The organism is Paraburkholderia madseniana, from assembly GCF_009690905.1.
In the GTDB taxonomy this organism is placed as follows: Bacteria; Pseudomonadota; Gammaproteobacteria; order Burkholderiales; family Burkholderiaceae; genus Paraburkholderia; species Paraburkholderia madseniana.
This window is the reverse complement of record NZ_VOSW01000055.1, coordinates 1-26,146: the sequence shown is the minus strand read 5'-3', so window position 1 is coordinate 26,146 and position 26,146 is coordinate 1. Positions and strand designations below refer to the sequence as shown.

Here is a 26,146-nt window from a genome sequence, read left to right as displayed (position 1 = left end):
ACTGTCTTTGAACGCGCTCGATGCGCCTCGCTCATGCCTCCAATTGCCCGCTCCGGCGCGATCCATACCGACACCGACTCCGCTGAACCGCCGGAACCACTCGACGCGCCCGAACCCGACGACGAAAGCGTCGAGACCGGCGAGGAAAAGCTGCGCTCCGGCATCCAGTCGATCGAGGTCGGCTTCAGATTGCTCGAGGTGCTGACCCACGAACCGCGCGCGATGATGCTGCGCGATCTGGCACAGCGCGCCGGCATGAGCCCGGCGAAAGCGCACCGCTATCTGGTGAGCTTCCTGCGCCTCGGCGTGGTGACGCAGGATCCGTTGTCGGGCCGCTACGAGCTGGGCGGCTTCGCGTTGCAATTGGGGCTCGCGCGGCTTGCCCGCGTCGACGGCGTGAAGCTCGCGCGCATTGCGCTCGCCGAACTGCGCGACCGGCTCGATCTGACGGTAGGCATCGCGGTGTGGGGCAATCAGGGGCCGACGATGGTCCACTGGATGGAATCGAGTCATCCGGCCAAGGCGTCGCTCAAGCTCGGCGACGTGATGCCGCTGCTCAGTTCCGCCACCGGCCTGCTGTTTGCCGCCTATCTGCCGTCGAGCAAGACCGCCGCGATGCTGGAGCGCGAACTGGCCGATTCGCGCCGCTCGTCGCACATTGGCGGGCCGCGCACGCGGGATGAGGTCGAGCGGGTGCTGGCGGAGGTGCGGCAGCACGAAGCAGCACGTGTGGAAGGCATGTTGCTGCCCACCATCCACGCGTTCTGCATGCCGGTCTTCGACTCGACCGGCGATCTTGCGCTGGGCCTGATCGCGCTCGGTCACGAAGGCGCGTTCGATATCCGCTGGGGCGGCGAGATCGATACGGCGCTGCGCGAATGTGCGCAAAAGCTGTCGTATGAGCTCGGGTATAGTGCGGCGCCACGCTGACGATTCGCCCATGTCCTCACCTTCTGCCACACGCCGCTCTGATCGCACGCCGCCCGTCGGGCCGCGCGCCGGTTTGCGGGTGGGGCGATGGCTTGCGGTTCTGCTGGCAGTGGCCGTCCTGCACTGGATTGCGGCGCAATGGGTCGAGCGCAACCGCGCGACGCTGAATCCATCAGACAACGAACATGTCCCCGTGCAGGTTGCACTGCTGACACCCGAGCGTATCGAACGCAAACCCGCTACCGACGCGCAGCAAGCGGCAACGCCGGCTCCGGCGCACAAGGCCGTCGCGAGCAAGCCGCGTGAACACGTGTTGACGGCGACGCAACCGGCAAAACAGGCACCCGCGGCCACGGCCGCATCGGATGCAGCGGCGAGCGCATCGGCTGCAGCGAGTCACCCCGATGCCACCGCCAATGCGGGCGCAACCGCCGCCGGCACGGCCAGCGCCCCCGCCGCTGCGAGCGCGCCTCAAGCTGCCGCGGGCGTGAAATTCTCCGTTCCGCCGTCCGGCGAACTGCAGTACGACACGTTCTACAACGGCGTGCGCAACCAGCCCGGCACCATCCACTGGACCAGCAACGCACAGAGCTACGAAATGGTCGTCTCCGTGCCCTTGCCGTTCGTCGGCACGTTCGTGTATTCGAGCCATGGCCGCATCGACGCATTCGGCCTCGCGCCGGATCAGTACATCGAAAAGCGCGGCCGTCGTCCGGAAGACGTGGCGATCTTCAATCGCACCGACAAAAAGATCGCCTTCACGCGTACGCCGGCCACGCTGCCGCTGCCCGACGGCGCGCAAGACCGTTTCAGCATGGTGATGCAACTCGCCAGCCTCGTGCGCGGCGACCCGGCCGCCTATAAGCCGGGCGTGACGCGGCAATTCTTCGTGATCGATAACAACAGCGGCGAGAACTGGCCAGTCGAGACGATCGGCGACGAAACCATCCGCACCGCACAGGGCTACCTCGAGACGCGCCACTTCAAACGCTTGCCTCGCCATGACGGCGATCTGCGCCGCATCGACGTTTGGCTCGCGCCGTCGCTTGGCTGGCTGCCCGCGCGAATCATGCAGACCGAGCCAAATGGCACGCAATTCGAACTGGTGTGGCGCGGCAAGCTCAATGCGGACGGCGTCGGCAGTCCGGTCAACAGCGTTGAAGGCACGAGTGGCACTGTCGGCACTAGCGGCACCGATAGCACCGGCAATACTTCGCCTGACAATTCGGCAAACCAATCACCCGCCAACGCACCCGTGATAACGCCCGAAACCAGCCCCTCGGTCGATTCGACCGGGCCCGGTAACGCGCCCGAAAAACCCTGAACCCGAGCAGGGTCTCGAACAGATCGCTGAAACTTCCGCGACGCGACTCACTCGCACGATGAACTGCAACCGTTCGCGCGGCCGCCACGTAGGTATAGTGAAGGCGGGAGAAGCGCGCAAACGGCTCTTTCCACTGCGTCCCCCTTCAAGGAGCCCGCATGCAAGTGAAAATCAACGGTATCGAGACGCGCTATGTCCTGAGCAATGAGGGCGGCGGCCCGTGGCTGACGTTCATTCATCAGCTCGGCGGCGATCTGTCTGTCTGGGACCAACTCGCCGGCTATTTCCGCGACAAGTACACCGTGTTGCGCTACGACCTGCGCGGCCACGGCAAGACCGCGGTATCGAGCGAACCGTTCAGCATCGCCGATCTGTCCCGCGATCTCGCCGCGCTGCTCGATGCGCTCGGCGCACCCACCACGCATCTTGTCGGCATGTCGATGGGCGGCATGATCGCGCAGCAATTCGCGCTGAACCACCCGTCGCGCGTCGACACGCTGACCGTCGCCGACACCACGAGCGGTACGCCGCCCGAAGGCCGCGCGATATGGGATCAACGCGCGGCGGCGGTGCGCACGGACGGCATGGCATCACTGGTACCCGCGACATTGAGCCGCTGGCTGACGCCCGATTTCCAGGCAGCGCATCCCGAAGCAGTCGAGCAGATTCGCGACGTGCTGAGCCATACGTTGCCAGAAGGCTACGCCATGGCGTGCGAAGCCCTGCGCGATTTCGATCTACGCGGTAAGCTGGGAACAATTCGTTGCCCGACGTTGGCCGTGGGAGGCCGCCACGACACGGGCACGCCACCTGCTGCTACGCAGGCAATAGCAGACGCCATCCAAGGCGCCCAGTTCGAACTACTCGAGGCCGCTCATCTCGCGCCCATCGAGCAATCTCACCGTTTTGCTGCACTGCTTGAAACGTTTCTTGGAAAGCCGGTCTAACCGGTAGGTTCGGAACTTTACAAGCGTCAATCCGGACCCACCCCTTGAATTCCACACCACAAGCTCCACCTATGGCGCAGGAATGGCCAGGAGCCAACGGAAATAAGGAGTGTCGCCATGCAAATGATCTATAACAGCCCCAACTATTGTGTCGTCGAGTTTCCGCCGCAGGAAGGCCCGCTGGCCATGAAATCAGGCGGCTACGAGATCGTCGACAAGAACATGCAGCGCGAAATCTACATTGACGGTGCAATGGCAGCGCGTTTCCGCGAGCATGTGCAAAAGCTGATCGAAGAGGAACCGTCGCTGGATGAGGTAGACGAATTCCTCGGGCAATTCGACAGCCTGATGCATCAACCCGTGATTCTTCACTAACTGAAGGGTTTAACGTAACGGTTTGGCGACATATATCGACCGCGCCGACCGGCTTAGCCGGCGGCCTTTATAAGGCGGTCAGCAGAAGTAACACGGCCCAGCAGGCTTTCACCTGACTGGGCCGTTTTGTTTCCACTGCAGTTTCCACTGTCATTTCCGCTGTTTGTTTCCGCTGCGGCCACAGCCCCGGCCACCGTTGGGGCGGCACGCGCATCCGCCTGTCGGGCGCGCGTCCGGCGGGACCGCCCCACAGCGGCTACAATGACAGGTTTCCCGAAAAAGCCGGCGCAAGCCCTCGTCCGCCATGAACCAGCCTGCTCAATCCGCCACGCCAGTCCGTCCCGACGCCGCCTACACACGCGGCACGGCGCTGCCCGCGCTGCTCAAGTCACGTATCCTGATTCTTGATGGCGCAATGGGCACGATGATCCAGCGCTACAAGCTCGACGAAGCCCGCTATCGTGGCGAGCGCTTCAAGGACTACGGTCGCGACATCAAGGGCAACAACGAGTTGCTGTCGATCACGCAGCCGCAGATCATCGGCGAAATTCACGAGCAATACCTCGCGGCGGGTGCGGATATCATCGAAACCAACACGTTCGGTGCGACCACGGTTGCGCAGGCCGACTACGGAATGGAAGACCTCGCCATCGAGATGAATCTCGAATCGGCGAAGCTGGCGCGCGCCGCCTGCGACAAATACTCGACGCCCGACAAGCCGCGCTTCGTCGCCGGCGCGATCGGACCGACGCCGAAAACAGCAAGCATTTCCCCTGACGTGAACGATCCGGGCGCACGCAACGTGACGTTCGACGAACTGCGCGCGGCGTACTATCAGCAGGCGAAGGCATTGCTCGACGGCGGCTGCGACCTGTTCCTCGTCGAAACGATCTTCGACACGCTCAATGCCAAGGCTGCACTGTTCGCGCTGGACGAGCTGTTCGAAGACACCGGCGAGCGCCTGCCGATCATGATTTCGGGCACCGTCACTGATGCATCGGGCCGGATTCTCTCGGGACAAACCGTCGAGGCCTTCTGGAACTCGCTGCGTCACGCCAAGCCGCTCACCTTTGGTTTGAACTGCGCGCTGGGCGCGGCGCTGATGCGCCCGTACATCGCCGAACTGGCGAAACTGTGCGACACCTATGTGTCGTGCTATCCGAACGCCGGTTTGCCGAATCCGATGAGCGACACGGGCTTTGACGAATTGCCGGCGGATACGTCGGGATTGCTGAAGGAGTTCGCGCAGGCCGGCCTCGTGAACATCGCCGGCGGCTGCTGCGGCACGACGCCGGAGCATATTGCGGCGATTGCCAAAGCGCTGGCTGAAGTGAAGCCGCGCCAATGGCCGACGCAATACCGCGACGCAGCCTGAGTGCGGCGGCTCGATCCTGATCCGCCACTCTTCCGCTATCGAACCCGACGCACGTAATCGTACGTAATCGCACGTAAAACGCACGCAACCGAACCGCACCTACGCCATGACCGATCACACCATGCGCCTTTCCGGCCTCGAGCCGTTCAACGTCACGTCCGGGACGCTCTTCATCAACGTCGGTGAACGCACCAACGTGACCGGCTCGAAGGCGTTCGCGCGAATGATCCTGAACGACCAGTTCGACGACGCGATCGCGGTCGCGCGGCAGCAGGTCGAAAACGGCGCGCAGATCATCGACGTCAACATGGACGAGGCGATGCTCGATTCGAAAGCGGCGATGGTCCGCTTCATGAATCTGATCGCGTCGGAACCGGACATCGCGCGCGTGCCGATCATGATCGACTCGTCGAAGTGGGACGTGATCGAAGCGGGCCTGAAGTGCGTGCAAGGCAAGGCAATCGTCAATTCGATCTCGCTGAAGGAAGGCGAAGAAGCGTTCCGCCATCATGCGAACCTGATTCGCCGTTACGGCGCGGCCGCGGTCGTGATGGCCTTCGACGAGCAAGGCCAGGCCGATACCTTCGAACGCAAGACGCAGATCTGCAAGCGCTCATACGATTTTCTCGTGAACGAAGTCGGCTTCCCGCCGGAAGACATCATCTTCGATCCGAACATCTTCGCGATTGCAACCGGCATCGAAGAGCACAACAACTACGCGGTCGACTTCATCAACGCGACGCGCTGGATCAAGAAAAACCTGCCGTACGCGAAGATCAGCGGCGGCGTGTCGAACGTGTCATTCTCGTTCCGCGGCAACGATCCGGTGCGCGAGGCGATCCACACCGTGTTCCTCTATCACGCGATTCAGGCGGGGATGGACATGGGCATCGTCAACGCGGGTCAGCTCGGCGTGTATGCCGACCTCGACCCGGAGTTGCGCGAGCGTGTTGAAGACGTCGTGCTGAACCGCCGTGAAGACGGCACCGATCGTCTGCTGGAAATCGCCGACAAGTTCAAGACCGGCGCCGCGAAGAAAGAAGAGAACCTCGAATGGCGTAATCAGCCCGTCGAGAAGCGTCTGTCGCATGCGCTGGTGCACGGCATCACCAACTTCATCGTCGAAGATACCGAGGAAGTCCGCGCAAAGATCGCCGCAGCCGGCGGCCGGCCGATCAACGTGATCGAAGGCCCGCTGATGGACGGCATGAACATCGTCGGCGACCTGTTCGGCCAGGGCAAGATGTTCCTGCCGCAGGTCGTGAAGTCGGCGCGCGTGATGAAGCAGGCGGTCGCGCATCTGATCCCGTACATCGAAGAAGAAAAGAAGCTGATGGCCGAAGCCGGCGCCGACGTGCGCGCGAAGGGCAAGATCGTCATCGCCACCGTCAAGGGCGACGTGCACGACATCGGCAAGAACATCGTCTCGGTGGTGCTTCAGTGCAATAACTTCGAAGTGGTCAACATGGGCGTGATGGTGTCGTGCAACGACATTCTCGCCAAAGCGAAAGTCGAAGGCGCGGACATCATCGGCTTGTCCGGTCTGATTACGCCTAGCCTCGAAGAGATGGCCTATGTCGCTTCGGAAATGCAGCGCGACGACTACTTCCGCGTGAAGAAGATCCCGCTCCTGATCGGCGGCGCAACCACCTCGCGCGTGCACACCGCAGTCAAGATCGCACCGCATTACGAAGGCCCGGTGGTTTATGTGCCGGACGCGTCGCGCTCGGTCTCCGTGGCGTCGAGCCTGCTGTCCGATGAAGGCGCAGCGAAGTACGTCGACGACCTCAAAGCCGACTACGACCGCATCCGCGATCAGCACGCCAACAAGAAAGCCCTGCCCATGGTCACGCTCGCCGAAGCCCGCGCGAACAAGACCAAGGTCGATTGGGCCAGCTACCAGCCGGTCAAGCCGAAGTTCATCGGCCGCCGCGTGTTCAAGAACTACGATCTGAACGAGCTGGCGAACTACATCGACTGGGGTCCGTTCTTCCAGACCTGGGACCTGGCCGGCCCGTACCCGGCGATCCTGAATGACGAGATCGTCGGTGAATCGGCCCGCCGCGTGTTCTCGGACGGCAAGTCGATGCTCGCGCGCCTGATCCAGGGCCGCTGGCTGCAGGCCAACGGCGTGATCGCGCTGCTGCCGGCCAACACGGTGAACGACGACGACATCGAGATCTATACGGACGAATCGCGCTCCGAAGTGGCGCTCACGTGGCGCAACCTGCGCCAGCAAAGCGTGCGGCCGGTGGTGGATGGCGTGATGCGGCCGAACCGGTCGCTCGCCGACTTCATCGCGCCGAAGGATTCGGGCGTGGCCGACTACATCGGCATGTTTGCGGTCACGGCGGGTCTGGGCGTCGACGTGAAGGAAAAGCAGTTCGAAAAGGATCTCGACGACTACAGCGCGATCATGCTGAAGGCGCTCGCCGACCGCTTCGCTGAAGCCTTCGCTGAAGGACTGCATGCCCGCGTGCGGCGCGACCTGTGGGGCTACGCGAACGCCGAAACCCTCTCCAACGAAGACCTGATCGCTGAAAAGTACCACGGTATCCGCCCGGCGCCGGGCTATCCGGCCTGCCCGGACCACCTCGTGAAACGCGACATGTTCGACGTGCTGCAAGCCACTGAAATCGGCATGAGCGTGACCGAGTCTCTGGCCATGCTGCCGGCGGCCAGCGTTTCCGGCTTCTACCTGGCGCACCCGGACAGCACCTATTTCTCGGTCGGCAAGATCGGCCAGGACCAGTTGGAAGACTACGCAAAACGCATGTCGTTGTCGAAAACAGACGCTGAGCGAGCCTTGGCGCCTTTGCTGTAAGCCATGCGGGGCGGGAAACCTACTATATCGGGCGCGCTAGGCTGAATATTTGCGGCAGTGCAATTTTCGGCTTTGTAGACTGAAACGGCATCACCCCGCCAGACGCGGCCAAAACGCGTCGGCTTATCAAATTGCAATCGTCAACGGAGAAAATCGTATGAAGAAGCTGACGCTGTTATTGACTGCTGTTTCGCTCGCCGCAAGCGCCTCGGTGGCGCTGGCCCAGCCCGCCGCTCCGGCCGGCTCCAGCGCGGTCAGTTCGTATTCGCCGCCCACTGAGAAGCACGTCAAGAAGCCCAAGAAGCAGAAAGCCAAGAAGGGTGCGTCGGCACCGATGGCCGCTCCGGCGGACGCCGCCAGCCAGTAAGCAGGTTCGGCAGACGGGCCGTCAAGACCCGTGAAAGACAAAGAGCCCGCGAATGCGGGCTCTTTTCATTGACACGTCACGACCAGCACCGCGAGACGCGGCGAACGCCTCCACCGGCGGACCGCCGCGGGATCAGAGACCCCAGACGATATCCGCGTTTTCCTTCTGCGCGGCGCGCAGCATGTCGAGAAACGGATACGCGCGCTGGGCGAGTCCCGGCGGGATCTCATGATGCTCGTGGCCGTCTTCGCCTTCGTGAAAATGGCCGTCGTGCTCGGCACGTTCCTGTTTGTCGACGCTGATCGCCGATTCAAGTTTCGTGATCGCGACGCTCAGTTCGTCGTGGGTGATGACACCACGCTCACCCAGGCGCTTGCCGACGATGCCGACCAGGTATTGAGCGAGATTTTCTAGCATCATCACGTCCGGCGCGGCGCGACATTTGAAAGTAATCAGCATGACTGTTCCCTTTTTCGTTATGTTGGATTGACGCGCGAACGGCTTGTAAGCCGGCCGTCGGCGCGCGTTACGTTGACACGCCGATCAGGCACGGCGGCCACGGCCCTTGGTGGGCATCTCATTGAACATATTAGCACCTGCTAAAATCCGTCTGGACGGAAAAGCGCGCCGCAATGCGCCGCGCGCGGCATAGTGAAGGTGGCGTGGCTGGGCCGGTTGGCCGCAACCCCGCCTGCTGCCGCACCGGGCCGCTGCAGCAAGCGTCCTGGTCTCGCGCCGCGCACCGCGCTAGACGCGTTGCACGCCACGTGCCTGATGACGCCCCGAAGTGCCCGGCGCGTCCCGGCCGGTGCATTGCCGCTTTCCACGCTTCTGACGAATCGGCTGCGCCTCGCGCGCGGCCGCCGCTTCTTCCGCATCACCGGATTGCCTCACTGGACTCGCAACAAGCATGCTGCCTGCACATAAACATACCCTCGAAACACTGCTCGCCGACACGGTGAAGCAGGTTGCTGACGCAACCCAAGGCGCGAGCGAAGCCGCCTTCGTGTCGCCCACGATCACGCTGGAGCGTCCCAAGGTCGCCGCGCACGGCGACGTCGCCTGCAATGTGGCGATGCAACTCGCCAAACCGCTGCGCGCCAACCCGCGCCAGTTGGCGCAACAGATCGTCGACGCGCTGCTCGCGCAACCGCAAGCCAAGGGTCTCGTGGAAGCCGCCGAAGTAGCCGGCCCCGGCTTCATCAACCTGCGCCTCGCGGCCGCCGCCAAGCAGGCGGTCATCGCCGCCGTGTTCGCCGAAAAGGACGCCTTTGGCCGTTCGCAGCGCGAAGCCGGCAAGCATGTGCTGATCGAATTCGTCTCGGCCAACCCGACCGGCCCGCTGCACGTCGGCCACGGCCGCCAGGCCGCGCTCGGCGACGCGCTCTCGAGCGTGCTGGCCTCGCAAGGCTGGGACGTGCACCGCGAGTTCTATTACAACGACGCCGGCGTGCAGATCCAGACGCTCGCCCTGTCGACCCAGGCCCGCGCCCGCGGCCTCGCCCCAGGCGACCAAGGCTGGCCGGCCTCGGCGTACAACGGCGAGTACATCGCCGACATCGCCAAAGACTATCTGAACGGCGTCACGGTTGCCGCGAGCGACGGCGAACCCGTCACGGGCGCGGCCGACGTCGACGACCTCGAAGCGATCCGCCGCTTCGCGGTCGCCTACCTGCGCCGCGAGCAGGACATGGACTTGCAGGCCTTCGGCGTCAAGTTCGACGAGTACTACCTCGAGTCGTCGCTGTACAAGGAAGGCCGGGTCGAGAAGACCGTCGCGGCGCTGATCGCCGCCGGCAAAACCTACGAACAGGAAGGCGCGCTGTGGCTGCGCACCACCGACGACGGTGACGACAAAGACCGCGTGATGCGCAAGACCGACGGCACCTACACGTACTTCGTGCCGGACGTCGCCTACCACGTCGCCAAGTGGGAACGCGGCTTCACCAAGGTCATCAACATTCAGGGCTCGGACCACCACGGCACGATCGCGCGCGTGCGCGCCGGCCTGCAAGGTCTCGGCATCGGCATTCCGAAGGGCTATCCCGACTACATCCTGCACAAGATGGTCACGGTGATGCGCAACGGCGAAGAGGTGAAAATCTCGAAACGCGCCGGCAGCTATGTGACCGTGCGCGACCTGATCGAATGGTCGGGCGGCGCGACGCCGGGCTCGGAAGCCGCCGTCGACCTGATCGACGAAGAGACGATTCGCCGCGGCCGCGACGCCGTGCGCTTCTTCCTGATTTCGCGCAAGGCGGATACGGAATTCGTGTTCGACATCGACCTGGCCTTGAAACAAAACGACGAAAATCCGGTGCACTACGTGCAGTATGCGCATGCGCGGATCTGCTCGGTCATCGCGGAATGCAAGGCGCGCTACAGCACGGACGAAAGCACGCTGGCCACGGTGGACGTGTCGCCGCTCACCAGCGAACGCGCCATGGCCCTGCTGAACAAGCTCGCCGAGTTCCCGGACATGCTGGAGCACGCCGCCGGCGAACTCGCGCCGCACGCGGTCGCGTTCTATCTGCGCGACCTCGCCGGGGAATTCCACTCGTTCTACAATGACAGAGCCGAACGCGTGCTGGTCGACGACGCTGCCGAGCGCAACGCACGCGTCGCGCTGCTTGCGGCCACACGTCAGGTGCTGGCCAACGGTCTCGCGACGATCGGCGTCTCCGCTCCCGTCAAGATGTAAGTCCTCCGGCGCAACATGCATGCGGCCGTCGTTATAATCGACGGCCGTTCCAGGATTCTTTTTGCAGGTGATTCATACGATGGCAAAACCACGCCGCACAACAAAGCAATCGCAATCGAAACAAACCGGGGGGACTTTTCTCGGCATCGTGCTGGGCCTGATCGTCGGTCTCGCGATCGCGGTAGTGGTGGCGCTGTATATCACCCGTGCGCCTACGCCGTTCGTCTCGAAGGTCGCGCCGCCCGCGGCGCCCGACACCGGCGCGAGCCAGGCGCAGCAATACGACCCGAACCGTCCGCTGCAAGGCAAGACGCCGGGTCAGCCGGTGCCGCAAGCCGCGCAGCCGGCGCCGCCAAACACCGCGCCGGGCCAGACCAACGCGCAAACGCAGTCGGGCATGCTGGAAGAACCGCAGATCGTCGAAGTACCGCCGTCGAACGGTAATGCGAACGGCACGGCAGTCGCACCAAAGCCCGCGCAGGATAACGGCAACGGCACGGCCAGCGGACCGGTGAAAAAGCCGCAAGGCGCAAGCGCACCGGCCGCCACCGCGGCAGGCTCCGCGCCGAAGGGTACGTCGCCCACCACGGCTGCCAACGCCAAGCCGGGTTCGGGCGCGGCGCCGACAGCGGGTGACGCGAACACGGGCTATTTCCTGCAAGTGGGCGCCTACAAGACCTCGGCCGATGCCGAGCAGCAGCGTGCGCGTCTCGCCTTCCAGGGCTTCGAATCGAAGGTCACGCAGCGCGATGCGGGCGGCGTGACGTACTACCGTGTGCGTATCGGCCCGTTTTCGAAGTTCGAGGACATGAATTCGAGCCGTCAGCGTCTGTCCGACGCGGGCGTGGATACAGCCGTGATCCGCTTTACGAAGCAATAAGCAAACAATAAACAAACGGTGATTTGCCGGAACGCGCCGCCGCCGAACTATTGGCGTGCGGTGCGGGTCACAAGCACAACCGGCAAACACAACGGACGACCAGAGCGTCTAACGCCGACATTGAAAACGGTGACGGGCATTTGCGTGGCGCCACCGCTTTACCGCCTACTTGGGTCAACACAACATGAAAAAACTGCTGAGCATTCTGTTCCTCTCGCTGGGCCTGGTTGCCGCCACGGCGCATGCATCGCCGACCGCACCGGTTTCCGGCAAGGACTACACCGTGCTGTCCACGCCGCAACCTACGGACGTGCCGGCCGGCAAGATCGAAGTCACCGAATTCTTCTGGTACGGCTGCCCGCACTGCAACGAATTCAACCCGTTCCTCGAAGCGTGGGTGAAGAAGCAAGGTCCGGACGTGGTGTTCAAGCGCGTGCCGGTCGCCTTCCGCGACGACTTCATTCCGCACTCGAAGATGTACCACGCGCTCGACGCACTCGGCCTCGCCACGCAACTCACGCCGAAGGTCTTCAATGAAATCCACGTCAACAAGAACTACCTGCTGACGCCGGAAGACCAAGCCAAGTTCCTCGCGAAGAACGGCGTCGATCCGAAGAAGTACATGGACGCGTACAACTCGTTCTCGACGCAAAGCGCGCTGCAAAAAGACAAGAAGTTGATGGAAGACTACAAGATCGACGGCGTGCCGACGCTGGCCGTGCAGGGCAAGTATGAAACCGGTCCGGCTGCGACCAACAGCCTGCCGGGTACGACCCAGGTACTCGACTACCTGGTGCAGCAGATCCGCGCCAAGAAGATGTAAAGCCGAGGCGCCGGAATGATTTCCCCCCTGAAGGTTTTCATTACCGGCGCCTCGAGTGGCATCGGCCTCGCGCTTGCCACCGAATATGCGCGGCGCGGCGCGATTCTCGGCCTGGTTGCCCGCCGCGGCGACGCGCTCGCCGCCTTCCAGCAGTCCCATCCGCAGAATTCCATCTCCACCTATTCCGTCGACGTCCGCGACGCCGAGGCGCTCGCCGAAGCGGCCGCGCAGTTCATCGCGCAGCACGGATTGCCTGACGTCGTGATCGCCAATGCCGGCATCAGCCGCGGAGCGGTCACCGGGCACGGCGATCTGCGCACGTTCCGCGAAGTGATGGATATCAACTATTTCGGCATGGTCGCCACCTTCGAGCCGTTCGCCGCCGCGATGGTCGCGGCGAAGAAAGGCACGCTGGTCGGGATCGCCAGCGTCGCCAGTGTGCGGGGCTTGCCGGGGTCAGGCGCGTACAGCGCGTCGAAGTCGGCTGCGCTCAAGTATCTGGAAGCGTTGCGCGTCGAAATGCGCCCGCTCGGCGTCGGCGTGGTCACGATCGCCCCCGGGTATATCCGCACGCCGATGACCGAGCACAATCCGTACACCATGCCGTTCCTGATGGACGCCGACCGCTTCGCGGTGAAGGTCGCCGGGGCGGTCGAGCGTCAAACCGCGTTTGCCGTGTTCCCATGGCAGATGCGCATCGTGGCGATGCTGCTGCACGTGCTGCCGCGCTGGCTCTACGACCGCGCCTTCGAACGCGCGCCGCGCAAACCGCGCGCCGCCACCGAGTAAGTCATGCAGCCTCGTGCGGTCGATGCAGCCGGCGTCGCGCACGAAATGGGGGGCGTCGGTACGCGGGGTGCCGCTACCCGCATCGTCTCGCTGGTGCCGAGCATCACCGAATTGCTGTTCGCTCTGGGGCTCGACAGGCAGATTGTCGGGCGCACCGGTTTTTGCGTGCATCCCCGCGACAAGGTGCGGCAGGTGCGCAAGGTCGGCGGCACCAAGGCCGTGAATGTCGACGCAATTCGTGCATTGCGGCCCACCCATCTGATCGTCAATATCGACGAAAACGAGCGCGATACCGTCGAGCAATTGCGCACGTTCGTGCCGCATATCGTCGTGACCCATCCGCAGACACCGCAGGACAATCTCTCGCTGTACGCGTTGCTGGGCGCGATCTTCGACCGCGAGCAAGAAGCGCAACGCCTGAACGAGGCGCTCGAAATACGTCTGCATGAGGCCGCCGCACAGGTGTTTCCCAGGCAAAACGTGTTGTATCTGATCTGGCGCGAGCCATGGATGACGGTGGCACGCGATACCTATATCGCCGCGATGCTGAGGCTCGTGAACTGGCAGACGCTGCCTGACGCGGAAGGCGGCGCGGCAGGCGCAGCGCGTTATCCCGCGCTCGACTTTGACCACGCGCCGTGGCTTGCCGACGTCGATCGCATACTGCTCTCCAGCGAGCCCTATCGCTTCACACAAGCACATTGCGACGCGCTGAAGCGTGACCCGCGTCTGGCCGGCAAGCACATTGAGCTGATCGATGGGGAGATGGTGTCGTGGTACGGCGTGCGCGCCATCGAAGGCATTGGCTATCTGTTGCAGCGCGCGGCTGCGTCATGAGCGACAACACGCTCAACCCATATGGATATGCGGATTAAATTGTTGTCGCCGCAACCACCCTTCGATAAGCTTTCGCGAAGGCGAGGACGTGCATGTAGCGCAGCAGCCAAACCATGCGCCAGCGCCGGAAACGTATCACAATAAAGACGACGGCCAGACCGGTCGCCACCCGTCAACGGAACATAACCACACAACCAGACGCACTGCCTGACTGCGCTTGTTATGGGAGATCCTATGCGCTTCAAACTGCTCGCAGCCGCCGTACTGTTCACGGCACCCGCGCTCGTGCTCGCCAAACCGCTGACCGTCTGTACCGAGTCGAGCCCCGACGGCTTCGATGTCGTGCAGTTCAATTCGCTCGTCACGACCAATGCGTCGGCCGACGTGATCTTCAATTCGCTGGTCTCGTACGACGAGGCCGCGAAGAAAGTCGTGCCCGCGCTGGCCGACAAGTGGGACGTGAGCGCCGACGGCCTCACCTACACGTTCCATCTGCGCCCGAACGTGCAGTTCCAGACCACCGACTACTTCAAGCCCACCCGCGCGCTGAATGCCGACGACGTCGTTTTCACGTTCGACCGCATGCTCAACGACAGCAATCCATGGCACAAGGTGGCGGGCGCGAGCGGTTTCCCGCACGCGCAATCGATGGGCTTGCCGAAGCTCATCAAGTCGATCAGCAAGGTCGACGACAACACCGTCAAGTTCGAACTGAACGCACCGGACGCAACCTTCGTTTCGATCCTGACGATGGGTTTCGCTTCGATCTATTCGGCTGAATACGCCGACCAGCTACTCAAGGCCGGCAAACAGGTCGACCTGAATGCGAAACCGATCGGCACCGGTCCGTTCGAATTGAAGAGCTACACGAAGGACGCCGTGATCCGCTACGACGTGAACCCGACGTACTGGGGCGCGAAACCGAAGATCGACCGTCTGATCTACGCGATCACGCCGGACGCCACGGTGCGCGCGCAAAAGGTGAAGGCCGGCGAATGCCAGATCGCGCTGTCGCCGAAGCCGCAGGATCTCGCCGAAGCGAAGGAGGATAAGTCGCTCGCCATCGTGCAGACGCCGGCCTTCATGACAGCCTTCGTCGCCCTGAACACGCAGAAGAAGCCGCTCGACAATCAGAAGGTGCGCGCGGCCCTGAACATGGCGTTCGACCGCACCACCTATCTGAAAGCGATCTTCGACAACACCGCGACGCCGGCCGTCAATCCGTATCCGCCGAACACGTGGAGCTATGACAAGGGCGTGAAAGCGTGGCCGTACGATCCGGTGAAGGCGAAGAAACTACTCGCGGACGCGGGCTATCCGAACGGTTTCGAAACGACGATCTGGGTGCGTCCGAACGGCAGCGTGCTGAACCCGAACCCGAAGGCCGGCGCCGAACTGCTGCAAGCCGACTTCGCCAAGATCGGCGTGAAGGCGGATGTGAAGGTGATCGAATGGGGCGAGCTGATCAAACAGGCCAAACAAGGCCAGCATGACACGCTGTTCATGGGCTGGGCCGGCGATAACGGCGATCCGGACAACTATCTGTCACCGCTCTTCAGTTGCAATGCGGTGAAGTCGGGGATCAATTTCGCGCGCTTCTGCGATCAGGATCTGGACAAGCTGATTGCGGACGGCAAGACCACGCCCGATCAGGCCAAACGCGCGAAAGCGTATGAACAGGCGCAGCAGATCATCCACGATCAGGCACTGTGGATTCCGCTGGGTTATCCGACCGCAGCGGCCATCACGCGTACGAACGTGAGCGGCTATCACGTGAGTCCGTTCGGACGGCAGAACTTTGGGACGGTAGCGGTGCAGTAAGACTCTGCCTCGCCACTTAAAAAAAAGCCCGGTTGCTTTTCGCAACCGGGCTTTTTTTATCGACTTATCAACCTGTCGACGCGATCACGCCGAAAACCGGATCACCCCATCCGCATCCTGCGTGCGCTTCAACTCGCCGGCCAGCCACAGCAGATGCAAGTGCGCCAACGCCTCGCCCATCGCGAACGTCATCTGATGGATGTCGAGTTGGCGCTTGAACATCAGCGGCACGATATCCGCAGCGCTCTGCGGCTTCTCCGCACAGGCCTCGCGCACTTCAGCCAGACGCGCGTCATGATGCTCGCGCAGTTGCTTGATACGCGTACGCACACCGCGAAACGGCTTGCCATGCGACGGCAGCACGAGCGTGTCTTCAGGCATCGTCTCGTAGCGGCCGAGCGATTCCAGATACAGCGCGAGCGGCGTGCTTTCGGGCTCCATGTCGAACACCGAGACGTTGGTCGAAATACGTGGCAGCACCATGTCGCCGGAGATCAGCGTGCCCGTCTCTTCGCAATGCAACGCGCAGTGTTCCGGCGAATGGCCGAAGCCCGTTACCACGCGCCACGTTTTGCCACCGATCTTCACGCCATCGGCTTCGCGCAGGCGGCGGTACTGCCCAGGAATCGCTGGCACGAGGCTCGAGTAGTAGCTCGTGCGATTGCGCAGTTTCTCGAGCGACGTCTCGTCGTTCAAGCCGTGACGTGCGAAGTGGCGCGCTGCGCCCTCGCCGCCCGCATTCGAACCGTCACCCGCCGCCATTACACGGGCTTGCATGTATTCGCCGAGCGTCATCCACAAACGCACATTCCAGCGCTTCTTGTCGCCGCCGCTGCAGATCCAGTGCGCGAGGCCAATGTGGTCCGGATGGCAATGCGTGACGATCACGCGCAGCACCGGCAGGCCGTCGAGCACCGAGTCGAACACTTTCTCCCAGTTCTCCTTGATCGTGTCCGACGTAATACCGCAGTCGACTACCGTCCAGCCTTCTTGACCGTCGATCTCATCGCGTAGCAGCCACAAATTGATGTGGTCGAGTGCGAACGGCAGCGGCATGCGCAGCCAGAACACGCCGGGCGCGACTTCCATCGTCTGGCCCGCTTCGGGCAAGGTGTCCTTGAACGGGTAGTCGAGTTGATGTTCGAGTGCATTCATTGTGGTTGTCTTCCTCCGTCGGCCATCCGGCATGGCGAGGTATGCGATGCCGGACGGCGTGGTTGCGGCCCGGCCGGGACATGCCGGTGCCGTATTGCGCCGTAGTTGCGTTTCGATCAAGTTGACGATAACGTAAACGTCGATTCTATCGTTCAATCCGATTTTCTGCCCGGCTACGGGATGCCCCGATGAACACGCAATACACGATCACCGAGCTCGCGCGGGAATTCGACGTCACGCCGCGGGCGATCCGCTTCTACGAAGACCAGGGTTTACTCTCGCCCAGCCGTGAGGGATCGAGCGGCTTGCGGCGCGTCTATTCGGGCCGCGACCGAACCCGTCTGAAGCTCACGCTGCGCGGCAAACGGCTCGGCTTCACGCTGTCGGAGATCCGCGATCTGCTCGACGTCTACGAGTCGCCGACCGACACCGTGCCGCAATTGCAGGCCTTCCTTGCCACGGTGGCGCGCCATCGCGACGTGCTCGAACGTCAACTGGAAGATCTGAACGCCACACTCGAAGACCTCGCGCAGTACGAAACCCAGGCGCGCGCGCTGCTGGAAGGCGGTTCACGCGAGACCAGGTCCGCCTGAGCGGAGAACGGCGCGACGCGCCGCGGGTGCACCCGGACGATACAATCACGGGTGTCTTCATGACATGGGACGAATGCACGGCCGACATGAATCACTTTCCCAAACTGCTGTCGTCACAGATCGGCTTTGACGTCGCCCAGACGATGCTCGAAGGATTCGATCGGCACTACCGCATCTTCCGTGACGCCGCGATCCATGCCAAAACGCTCTTCGAAACCGCCGACTGGCATGGCCTGCAAACGCTGGCGCGCGAGCGCATCACCTCGTATGACGATCGCGTCGAGGAATGCGTCGAACTGCTCGAAGACGAATACGACGCCGAGAATATCGACGACGAAGTGTGGCAGCAGATCAAGCTCCACTACATCGGCCTCCTGACCACGCACCGCCAGCCCGAGTGCGCGGAGACGTTCTTCAATTCGGTGTGCTGCAAGATCCTGCACCGTTCGTATTTCAACAACGACTTCATTTTCGTGCGCCCGGCGATCTCGACCGAATACATCGAGAACGACGAACCGGCGGCGAAGCCGACCTATCGTGCGTATTACCCCGGCAAGGACGGTCTTGCCGCGACGCTCGAGCGCATCGTCACGAACTTCCAGCTCGAGCCGCCATTCGAAGACCTGACGCGCGACGTCGGATGCGTCATGCAGGCGATACACGACGCGTTCGGCGTGTTCGACGAAGCGCCCAACTTCCAGATTCACGTGCTTTCGTCGCTGTTCTATCGGAACAAGTCGGCGTATATCGTTGGACGGATCATCAACGGCGATCTGTTGCTGCCATTCGCAGTGCCGCTGCGCCATGTGAAGCCCGGCGTACTCGCACTCGATACGGTGCTGCTCAAACGCGACCAGTTGCTGATCATCTTCAGCTTCTCGCATTCGTACTTCCTCGTGGACATGGAAGTGCCGTCCGCTTACGTCGAATTTCTCGGCACGATCATGCAGGGCAAACCGAAGGCGGAAATCTATACGTCGGTGGGTTTGCAGAAGCAGGGCAAGAATCTGTTCTATCGCGATCTGCTGCACCATCTGAAGCATTCCAGCGATCCGTTCATCATCGCGCCCGGCATCAAGGGGCTCGTGATGCTGGTGTTCACGCTGCCGTCGTTTCCATACGTATTCAAGCTGATCAAAGACCACTTTCCGCCGCCGAAGGAAACCACGCGAGAGCAGATCCAGCGAAAGTATCAGCTCGTTAAGCGTCATGACCGTTTGGGCCGCATGGCCGACACGCTCGAATATTCGAGCGTCGCGCTGCCCATTTCCCGGCTCGATGAAGGGCTGCTGCGCGAACTCGAAAAGGAAGTGCCGTCCTTGATCGAATACGACGGCGACAACCTGGTGATTCGTCACATGTATATCGAACGCCGGATGGTGCCGCTCAATCTGTTCCTGCAAAACGGCAGCGACGAGGACGTCGAGCACGGCATCAAGGAATACGGCAACGCGATCAAGGAATTGATGCAGGCGAACATCTTCCCTGGCGACATGCTGTACAAGAACTTCGGCGTGACGCGTCACGGCCGCGTCGTGTTCTACGACTACGATGAAATCGAATACCTGACGGAATGCAACGTGCGCGCGGTGCCGGCGCCACGTTACGAGGAAGACGAAATGTCGGGCGAGCCGTGGTACTCGGTCGGCCCGCACGACATTTTCCCGGAGACATACGGCACGTTTCTGCTCGGCGATCCACGCGTGCGCCGGTCCTTCATGCAGCATCACGCGGACTTCTTCGATCCAGCGCTGTGGCAACGGCACAAGGATCATCTATTGAAAGGCGAACTGCCCGACTTTTTCCCGTACGACAGCAGCGTGCGCTTCTGCATCCGCTATCCGGAACGATTCGCCGATACGGCGTCCGGACTACCGGAGAACCAGGCAGATGAACGCACCGTGCGCGTGGCGTAAGCACTATGCGCTGCCCGCATCGTTGAATGCATCGTCCGAACCTTATGCAACGACATCGACCGGTCAATCGGTCGAGCAACCGCCCAGACTCAACATGAACACAAACGCTTCTCCCGCTGCCAATCCGCTTGCCCACCTGTTCGATAACAACGACGCGTGGGTGGCCCGCAAGCTGTCCGAAGACCCGGAGTACTTCTCGCGCCTCGCGCACCAGCAGACACCCGAATATCTGTGGATCGGCTGTTCCGATTCACGCGTGCCGGCCAACCAGATCATCGGCCTGCCGCCGGGTGAAGTGTTCGTGCACAGAAATATCGCCAACGTGGTGGTGCATACGGATCTGAACTGCCTGTCGGTGATCCAGTTCGCCGTCGATCTGCTGAAGGTCAAGCACATCATGGTGGTGGGTCACTATGGCTGCTCGGGCGTCGGCGCGGCGCTGCACGGCCGGCGCGTGGGTCTCGCGGATAACTGGCTGCATCACGTGCAGGACGTGCGCACCAAGCATGCTGCGCTGATCGAAGAATGGCCGCTGGGCGAAGCGCGCCATCGGCGGCTGGTCGAACTGAATGCGATCGAACAGGTCATGAACGTATGCCGGACCACCATCATCAACGACGCGTGGGCGCGTGGCCAGGAACTCACGGTGCACGGCTGGGTATATGGCGTGCATGACGGCAAGGTGCGCGACCTCGGCATGACAATTAACGACCCCGCGGCGCTCGATGCAACCTACAAGCGCTGCATCGCGGCCGTATCGGCCGGCGGTGCGTACCAGGAGGACAACGATGCGGCGGCCGCCGAAGCGGCCCAGCTCGGCGACGTGCCGGCCATCGTCGAAGGTGTGATCAAACAGCTTAAACACGAGTGAGACAAACATGAGCGAGACAAAGTCTGATCCGATCGTAATCGTAGGTGTGGCCCGTACGCCGATGGCGGCATTTCAGGGCGATTTCGCAACGCTAACCGCGCCGCAGTTGGGCTCGGTTGCAATCGAAGCCGCCGTGCAACGCGCCGGGTTGAAGCCTGAGCAGATCGACGAAGTGGTAATGGGTTGCGTGCTGCCTGCCGGCCTCGGCCAGGCGCCCGCGCGCCAGGCCGCGCTCGGCGCCGGCTTGCCGTTGAGCACAGGCAGCACCACCGTCAACAAGATGTGCGGCTCCGGCATGCGCGCGGCGATGTTCGCGCACGACATGCTGGCCGCGGGCTCGGTCGACGTGATCGTCGCGGGCGGCATGGAAAGCATGACGAACGCGCCGTATCTGTTGCCCAAGGCACGTAACGGCATGCGCATGGGCCACGGCCAGGTGATCGACCACATGTTCTACGACGGCCTCGAAGACGCCTACGAAAAGGGCCGTCTGATGGGCACCTTCGCCGAGGAATGCGCGGCCTCGTTCGACTTCACGCGTGAAGCGCAGGATGCGTTCGCCGTCGAGTCCCTGAATCGTGCGAAGCGCGCGAATGAAGACGGCTCGTTCACATGGGAAATCGCGCCGGTGAAGGTGGAAAGCCGCAAGGGCGATGTGACCATCGATCACGACGAGCAGCCGTTCAAGGCGAACCTCGACAAGATTCCGACGCTCAAGCCCGCGTTCAGCAAAACCGGCACGGTGACGGCGGCGAACTCGTCGTCGATTTCCGACGGCGCCGCGGCGCTCGTGATGATGCGTGAATCGACCGCGAAGCGTCTCGGCGTCGAACCGCTTGCTCGTGTGGTCGGCCACTCCACCTTCGCTCAGGAACCGGCGAAGTTCACCACAGCACCGGTCGGTGCGATTCGCAAGCTGTTCGAGAAGAACGGCTGGCGCGCCGACGAAGTGGATCTCTACGAGGTCAACGAGGCGTTCGCGGTGGTCACGATGGCTGCGATGAAGGAACATCACCTGCCGCACGACAAGGTCAACGTGAACGGCGGCGCCTGCGCGCTCGGCCATCCGATCGGCGCTTCGGGCGCGCGGATTCTCGTCACGCTGATCGGGGCGTTGAAAAATCGCGGTCTGAAGCGCGGTGTCGCGACGCTGTGTATCGGCGGCGGCGAAGCGACCGCGATGGGCATTGAACTGGTTTGACGCGCTGTTACCAGGCGTTTGCAAGCTTGAGGTGATTCGATGAAGACAGTGTTGATCGTCGGTGCGTCGCGTGGCATCGGCCAGGAGTTCGTGCGGCAGTACATGAAGAGCGGCTGGCGCGTGCTCGCCACCGCGCGCGACGGCGCCGCGCTCGACGCGCTGAAGGCGCTCGGCGCGGAGACCTTTTCACTCGACGTCACCGCACCCGAAGAAATCGCCGCGCTCGGCTGGAAGCTCGACCGCGAACGGCTCGACGCGGCGGTGCTGGTGTCCGGCGTGTACGGGCCACGCACCGAGGACATCGAGACGATTACGTCGGAAGACTTCGACCAGGTCATGCATACCAACGTGCGCGGTCCGATGCAGTTGATGCCGATCCTGCTGCCGCTCGTCGAAGAAGCGGGCGGCGTGTTCGCGGTGATCTCGAGCAAGATGGGTAGCATCGGCGACGCAAGCGGCACGACCGGCTGGCTGTATCGGGCGAGTAAGGCTGCGCTGAACGACGCGCTGAAGATCGCTTCACTGGACGCCACGCGCGCAACCTGTATTTCGCTGCATCCTGGCTGGGTGCGCACCGATATGGGTGGCGCGCAAGCGGCGATCGATCCGGCGCGCAGCGTCACGGGCATGCGTGAAGTGCTTGCGCAGGCCGCGGCAGCACATGAAGCATTCAACGGTCGCTTCTACCAATACGACGGCACGGCGCTCGAATGGTGAAGATATTGGCGAAGAGACAGGTGGGGAGACTAATGAGGAGACCGAGCCATGGTGCTTGATCAGGATCATCTGATGGTCCGCGACGCGGTGCGCACGTTCGTCCGCGAAGCCGTTACGCCGTATGCGGCGCAATGGGACCGCGATCGCACCTTTCCGAAGGACGTGCATCGCCAGCTCGCCGAGCTCGGCGCGTATGGCGTGCTGGTGCCCGAAGCATACGGCGGCGCCGGCATGGACGCGCTGGCGCTCGCGCTAATCCTCGAAGAAATCGCTGCGGGCGACGGCGGCACCTCGACCGCGATCTCGGTCAACAACTGTCCGGTGTGCAGCATTCTGCTGACCTATGGCAACGACGCGCAGAAACGCGACTGGCTCACGCCGCTCGCGCGCGGCGAGATGCTCGGCGCGTTTTGCCTGACCGAACCGCAAGCGGGTTCGGACGCCTCCGCGCTGCGCACCACCGCGACACGCGATGGCGACGGCTACGTGCTGAACGGCGTCAAACAGTTCATCACGAGCGGCAAGAACGGCAACGTCGCAATCGTGATGGCCGTGACCGACAAGGCGGCGGGCAAGCGCGGCATCAGCGCGTTCATCGTGCCCACCGATACGAAGGGGTACGTCGTCGCGCGAGTCGAAGAAAAGCTCGGTCAGCATTCGTCGGACACCGCGCAGATTATTTTCGAAGATTGCCGCGTGCCGGCCACCAACCTGATCGGCGCGGAAGGCGAAGGATATCGGATTGCGCTATCGGGGCTCGAAGGCGGGCGCATCGGTATCGCGGCGCAAAGCGTCGGCATGGCGCGCGCCGCGTTCGAGGCGGCGTTGGGGTATGCGAAGGAGCGCGAGAGCTTCGGCCAGCCGCTGTTTTCGCACCAGGCCGTGCAATTCCGCCTCGCCGATATGGCGACCCAGCTCGAAGCCGCGCGCCAGTTGATCTGGCACGCGGCTTCGCTGAAAGACGCCGGGCAGCCTTGCCTGACCGAAGCCGCGATGGCCAAGCTGTTTGCATCCGAAGCCGCCGAGCGCATCTGCTCGGCAGCATTGCAGATTCATGGCGGCTACGGCTATCTGAGCGACTTCCCCGTCGAACGCATCTACCGCGATGTGCGCGTGTGCCAGATCTACGAAGGCACCAGCGACATCCAGAAAATTTTGATCGCCCGTGGTCTTGCCTGAAAGTCTGATGAATAAGCCATTGTTGTCAATGCAACGACCGTCCGACTGCCCCTGCGGCGGCGCCGCGCCCGATCAGCGCAGCGGCGCCAAACCACCGCGCTTCGCGCAATGCTGTGGCCGCTATATCGATGGCGGTGAAACAGCGCCGCGCGCGCTCGAACTGATGCGCTCGCGTTACAGCGCGTATGTTGTGGGCGCAACGGATTATTTGCGCGCGACCTGGGCGCCGCACACCTGCCCCGCGGATCTCGACGCCGACCCTGCCGCCCCCGACGCACCGCGTTGGCTCGGACTGCAGATCAAGTCCTTCGCTGAAACCAGCGCCGATCATGCGACCGTCGAATTCGTCGCACGATACAAGGTAGGTGGCCGCGCCCACCGGTTGCACGAACTAAGCCGCTTCGTACGCGGTGAGGACGGACGCTGGCGCTATGTCGACGGTGATGTAAACGAATAAGCCGTGCCTTCGAAAGCCTTACACCGCTTAGCGGCGCGCAATAACACCGTCATCACATATGGCCCTCAAACGAGGGCTTTTTTTCGTGTTGGCTCGACACCACAGCGCGCGTATTTCGACAAATTACTTCGTGCAACCAAGCGCTGCGAGGCAGGCGCTTTTCGGCCTCCTGACGGGCGAATACGCCCTGATCCGCACCCGGCAATTATTCCGTCGCGGGTTCTCCTTTATTGCACAAAACAAAATTGTCGTGCCAGGATGAGGCCGTAGGTTTGTGACGCCACGTTGCGAGAACAGGTCCATACCGCTTCCGCAAAATGCGCTGGCGCCTGCCGATAGCCCACCAGCAAGGGTTCGGCGGCGGTTCCGGGCAGCATGTGTGGCGCTCATCATCGGCGCGTGGGGTCGCGTCGGCCGTTTGGGTTCATCCCGTGCGATCTCGATCAGCGTGCGTGCGCTTGCCGCACTACGTACGCGAGTGTGTTTTTGTTTGTCGAAAACGCCGATGAAAGGCAATTGTCAACGACAGCATTCGACAGACAAAACGTCACGGTGTTAAGGGCAGGTTTTTGAGGCAGGTGCGTTAATGGTGTTCAGCAAGGTTCTGACGAAGTGTGCGGTGACGTTTGCAACGGCAATGTGCGCCGTCGCACTCGCGCATGCCGAGCCGCTCGCCGACACCCAGGCGGGGCCTCTCACTCGCGCGCACGTGCCGCGCATCGCACTCGACGACGACGTCTATCTGCCCACCGCGGGCCTCAACGAACAGATCATCCGCGTGCCGGTCAACGCTGCTGGCACCGTCACGCTCGAAACCACGATCTACAAACCGGACGGCTCAGGCCCGTTTCCGATGATCGTTTTCAACCACGGCAAGATTCCCGGCGACCCACGCACGCAGGAGCGCAGCGACCCGCGTCCGTTCGCGCGCGAATTCGTGCGCCGCGGCTACGTGGTGGTGGCGCCGAACCGCCAGGGCTTCGGCCATTCGGACGGCACGTATCAGCAGGACGGTTGCGACGTCGAACGCAATGGCGTCGGCCAGGCCGGCGACGTGGCCGCGACGATCCAATTCATGTCGAAGCAGCCGTACGTGGATGCCACGCACATCGTAGTGGCCGGCACCTCGCACGGCGGTCTCGCGACGATGGCATACGGCACCGAAGCTGCGACTGGCGTGCGGGCCTTGATCAATTTTTCGGGCGGGTTGCGGCAGGACGCGTGCGCCGACTGGCAGGGTAACCTGACGCGCGCATTTGGCACGTATGGCGAGAAAACGAAGGTGCCGTCGCTGTGGTTGTACGGCGATAACGATTCGGTGTGGACCGCAGCGCTGGTGGCCGGCATGTATACCGCGTTTGCCGCGCACGGCGCGAGCGCGAAGATGGTGGATTTCGGCAACTACAAGAATGACGCGCATCGGCTCGTGGGCGACCGCGATGGTGTGCAGATCTGGTGGCCTGCTGTCGAGGCGTTTCTTGCCCGCGTTGGGATGCCTACGGGTGTGCAGTATCGGGTCGAAGATCCTTCGGCGCCGAAGGCGAGCGGTTTTGCTGCTGTTGATGCAGTCGACTCTGTTCCGTTTGTTGATGAAGCCGGACGTAATGGTTATCGCAACTTCTTGCATCAGTATCCTAGCCGGGCGTTTGCTGTGTCGGATTCGGGGGCTTGGTCGTGGGCGGAAGGTGGTGATAATCCGATGTCTGTTGCTATTGCTAATTGCCAGAAGCAGAGTTCGGCGCCTTGCCGGTTGTATGCCGTCGACAACTCCGTTGTATGGGGGAGTGGGTCTTCGCAGACGGCGGATTCTGGTTCGTCGTCGGCAGCTGGAGCTGCTAATGATCGGCGCGCTATTGCTAGCCGGAATTGACGGTTTAGGTTTGCCTTCGCGGCGCTTGTTTGGTTGCCTGCGCGGCGCTTCTTGTCTGTGTTCTTAGGGCCAGCCCTTTCAAGGTCTTTGCGCGGCAAACCTGGTAACCTGGCGACCTGTTCAAGGACGACGGGTACGAAGGGATGTTTGACGAGGTGATGAAGCGTTTCGAGCAGCAGGCACCGGTATGCGTG

Annotated in this window: 22 protein-coding genes and 1 pseudogene; 21 read left to right on the top strand and 2 right to left on the bottom strand. The window is 62.6% G+C overall.

Translation table 11 applies throughout. The features are described 5' to 3' along the window. The first annotated feature begins 33 nt into the window (after positions 1–33). The 7 genes and pseudogenes from FSO04_RS26600 (at position 34) to FSO04_RS26570 (ending at position 8,142) form a co-directional block, all read left to right on the top strand. Positions 34–930, top strand: coding sequence for an IclR family transcriptional regulator (locus FSO04_RS26600; protein WP_154564132.1), 897 nt, complete (start codon positions 34–36; stop codon positions 928–930). A gap of 10 nt (positions 931–940) precedes the next feature. After that, on the top strand, positions 941–2,254 hold the full coding sequence (locus FSO04_RS26595) for a DUF3108 domain-containing protein (protein ID WP_154564130.1): 1,314 nt from the start codon (positions 941–943) through the stop codon (positions 2,252–2,254). 158 nt (positions 2,255–2,412) lie between these two features. Further along, complete coding sequence (gene pcaD, locus FSO04_RS26590; protein ID WP_154564125.1) at positions 2,413–3,201, top strand: 3-oxoadipate enol-lactonase; 789 nt, start codon at positions 2,413–2,415, stop codon at positions 3,199–3,201. Positions 3,202–3,318: 117 nt separating this feature from the next. Continuing rightward, positions 3,319–3,576 (top strand): BTH_I0359 family protein, encoded by a 258-nt coding sequence (locus tag FSO04_RS26585; RefSeq protein ID WP_007179533.1) that lies wholly within the window; start codon positions 3,319–3,321, stop codon positions 3,574–3,576. Between the two features lie 304 nt (positions 3,577–3,880). Then, the gene (locus tag FSO04_RS26580) at positions 3,881–4,951 is read left to right on the top strand and encodes a homocysteine S-methyltransferase family protein (RefSeq protein WP_154564123.1); all 1,071 of its coding nucleotides are present in this window, start codon (positions 3,881–3,883) and stop codon (positions 4,949–4,951) included. Between the two features lie 85 nt (positions 4,952–5,036). Next, positions 5,037–7,775 (top strand): annotated as a pseudogene (gene metH / locus FSO04_RS26575) (methionine synthase); the annotation flags it as partial. 157 nt (positions 7,776–7,932) lie between these two features. Beyond that, positions 7,933–8,142 (top strand): acid-shock protein, encoded by a 210-nt coding sequence (locus tag FSO04_RS26570; protein WP_154564119.1) that lies wholly within the window; start codon positions 7,933–7,935, stop codon positions 8,140–8,142. A 132-nt stretch (positions 8,143–8,274) separates the two neighbouring features. Here the strand turns inward: FSO04_RS26570 and FSO04_RS26565 are convergent, their stop codons facing one another. After that, the gene (locus FSO04_RS26565; protein WP_054035663.1) at positions 8,275–8,601 is read right to left on the bottom strand and encodes a DUF1840 domain-containing protein; all 327 of its coding nucleotides are present in this window, start codon (positions 8,599–8,601) and stop codon (positions 8,275–8,277) included. Between the two features lie 451 nt (positions 8,602–9,052). On the opposite strand from FSO04_RS26565, the gene argS reads away from it, so the two are divergent. The 6 genes from argS to FSO04_RS26535 all read left to right on the top strand — a co-directional run bounded on the left by argS (position 9,053) and on the right by FSO04_RS26535 (position 15,993). Then, on the top strand, positions 9,053–10,843 hold the full coding sequence (gene argS, locus FSO04_RS26560) for an arginine--tRNA ligase (protein WP_154564117.1): 1,791 nt from the start codon (positions 9,053–9,055) through the stop codon (positions 10,841–10,843). A 61-nt stretch (positions 10,844–10,904) separates the two neighbouring features. Continuing rightward, the gene (locus FSO04_RS26555) at positions 10,905–11,723 is read left to right on the top strand and encodes an SPOR domain-containing protein (protein ID WP_154564115.1); all 819 of its coding nucleotides are present in this window, start codon (positions 10,905–10,907) and stop codon (positions 11,721–11,723) included. A 184-nt stretch (positions 11,724–11,907) separates the two neighbouring features. Beyond that, positions 11,908–12,546, top strand: coding sequence for a thiol:disulfide interchange protein DsbA/DsbL (locus FSO04_RS26550; RefSeq protein WP_154564113.1), 639 nt, complete (start codon positions 11,908–11,910; stop codon positions 12,544–12,546). 15 nt (positions 12,547–12,561) lie between these two features. Then, positions 12,562–13,335: an SDR family oxidoreductase gene (locus FSO04_RS26545; RefSeq protein ID WP_154564111.1), complete on the top strand. Its 774-nt coding sequence runs from the start codon at positions 12,562–12,564 to the stop codon at positions 13,333–13,335. Positions 13,336–13,338: 3 nt separating this feature from the next. Next, on the top strand, positions 13,339–14,172 hold the full coding sequence (locus FSO04_RS26540) for a helical backbone metal receptor (RefSeq protein ID WP_154564109.1): 834 nt from the start codon (positions 13,339–13,341) through the stop codon (positions 14,170–14,172). Positions 14,173–14,406: 234 nt separating this feature from the next. Further along, a complete protein-coding gene (locus FSO04_RS26535; RefSeq protein WP_154564107.1) occupies positions 14,407–15,993 on the top strand; it encodes an ABC transporter substrate-binding protein in 1,587 nt (528 codons plus the stop codon). Between the two features lie 84 nt (positions 15,994–16,077). Here the strand turns inward: FSO04_RS26535 and FSO04_RS26530 are convergent, their stop codons facing one another. Continuing rightward, positions 16,078–17,148: an MBL fold metallo-hydrolase gene (locus FSO04_RS26530; protein WP_154564105.1), complete on the bottom strand. Its 1,071-nt coding sequence runs from the start codon at positions 17,146–17,148 to the stop codon at positions 16,078–16,080. A gap of 188 nt (positions 17,149–17,336) precedes the next feature. On the opposite strand from FSO04_RS26530, the gene FSO04_RS26525 reads away from it, so the two are divergent. The 8 genes from FSO04_RS26525 (at position 17,337) to FSO04_RS26485 (ending at position 25,952) form a co-directional block, all read left to right on the top strand. After that, a complete protein-coding gene (locus FSO04_RS26525) occupies positions 17,337–17,741 on the top strand; it encodes a MerR family transcriptional regulator (protein ID WP_054035656.1) in 405 nt (134 codons plus the stop codon). A gap of 86 nt (positions 17,742–17,827) precedes the next feature. Next, positions 17,828–19,657: a bifunctional isocitrate dehydrogenase kinase/phosphatase gene (aceK, locus tag FSO04_RS26520; RefSeq protein WP_154564194.1), complete on the top strand. Its 1,830-nt coding sequence runs from the start codon at positions 17,828–17,830 to the stop codon at positions 19,655–19,657. A gap of 94 nt (positions 19,658–19,751) precedes the next feature. Further along, entirely contained in the window at positions 19,752–20,528 is a 777-nt protein-coding gene (can, locus tag FSO04_RS26515) for a carbonate dehydratase (protein WP_154564192.1), read from the top strand. 7 nt (positions 20,529–20,535) lie between these two features. Further along, a complete protein-coding gene (locus tag FSO04_RS26510) occupies positions 20,536–21,729 on the top strand; it encodes an acetyl-CoA C-acetyltransferase (protein WP_154564103.1) in 1,194 nt (397 codons plus the stop codon). A 39-nt stretch (positions 21,730–21,768) separates the two neighbouring features. After that, the gene (locus tag FSO04_RS26505) at positions 21,769–22,446 is read left to right on the top strand and encodes an SDR family oxidoreductase (RefSeq protein ID WP_154564101.1); all 678 of its coding nucleotides are present in this window, start codon (positions 21,769–21,771) and stop codon (positions 22,444–22,446) included. A 48-nt stretch (positions 22,447–22,494) separates the two neighbouring features. Then, positions 22,495–23,625 (top strand): acyl-CoA dehydrogenase family protein, encoded by a 1,131-nt coding sequence (locus FSO04_RS26500; protein WP_154564099.1) that lies wholly within the window; start codon positions 22,495–22,497, stop codon positions 23,623–23,625. A gap of 7 nt (positions 23,626–23,632) precedes the next feature. Next, positions 23,633–24,082, top strand: a complete 450-nt coding sequence (locus FSO04_RS26495) for a YchJ family protein (RefSeq protein ID WP_154564097.1) — start codon at positions 23,633–23,635, stop codon at positions 24,080–24,082. 586 nt (positions 24,083–24,668) lie between these two features. Beyond that, a complete protein-coding gene (locus FSO04_RS26485) occupies positions 24,669–25,952 on the top strand; it encodes a dienelactone hydrolase family protein (protein WP_154564093.1) in 1,284 nt (427 codons plus the stop codon). Positions 25,953–26,146 lie beyond the last annotated feature (194 nt).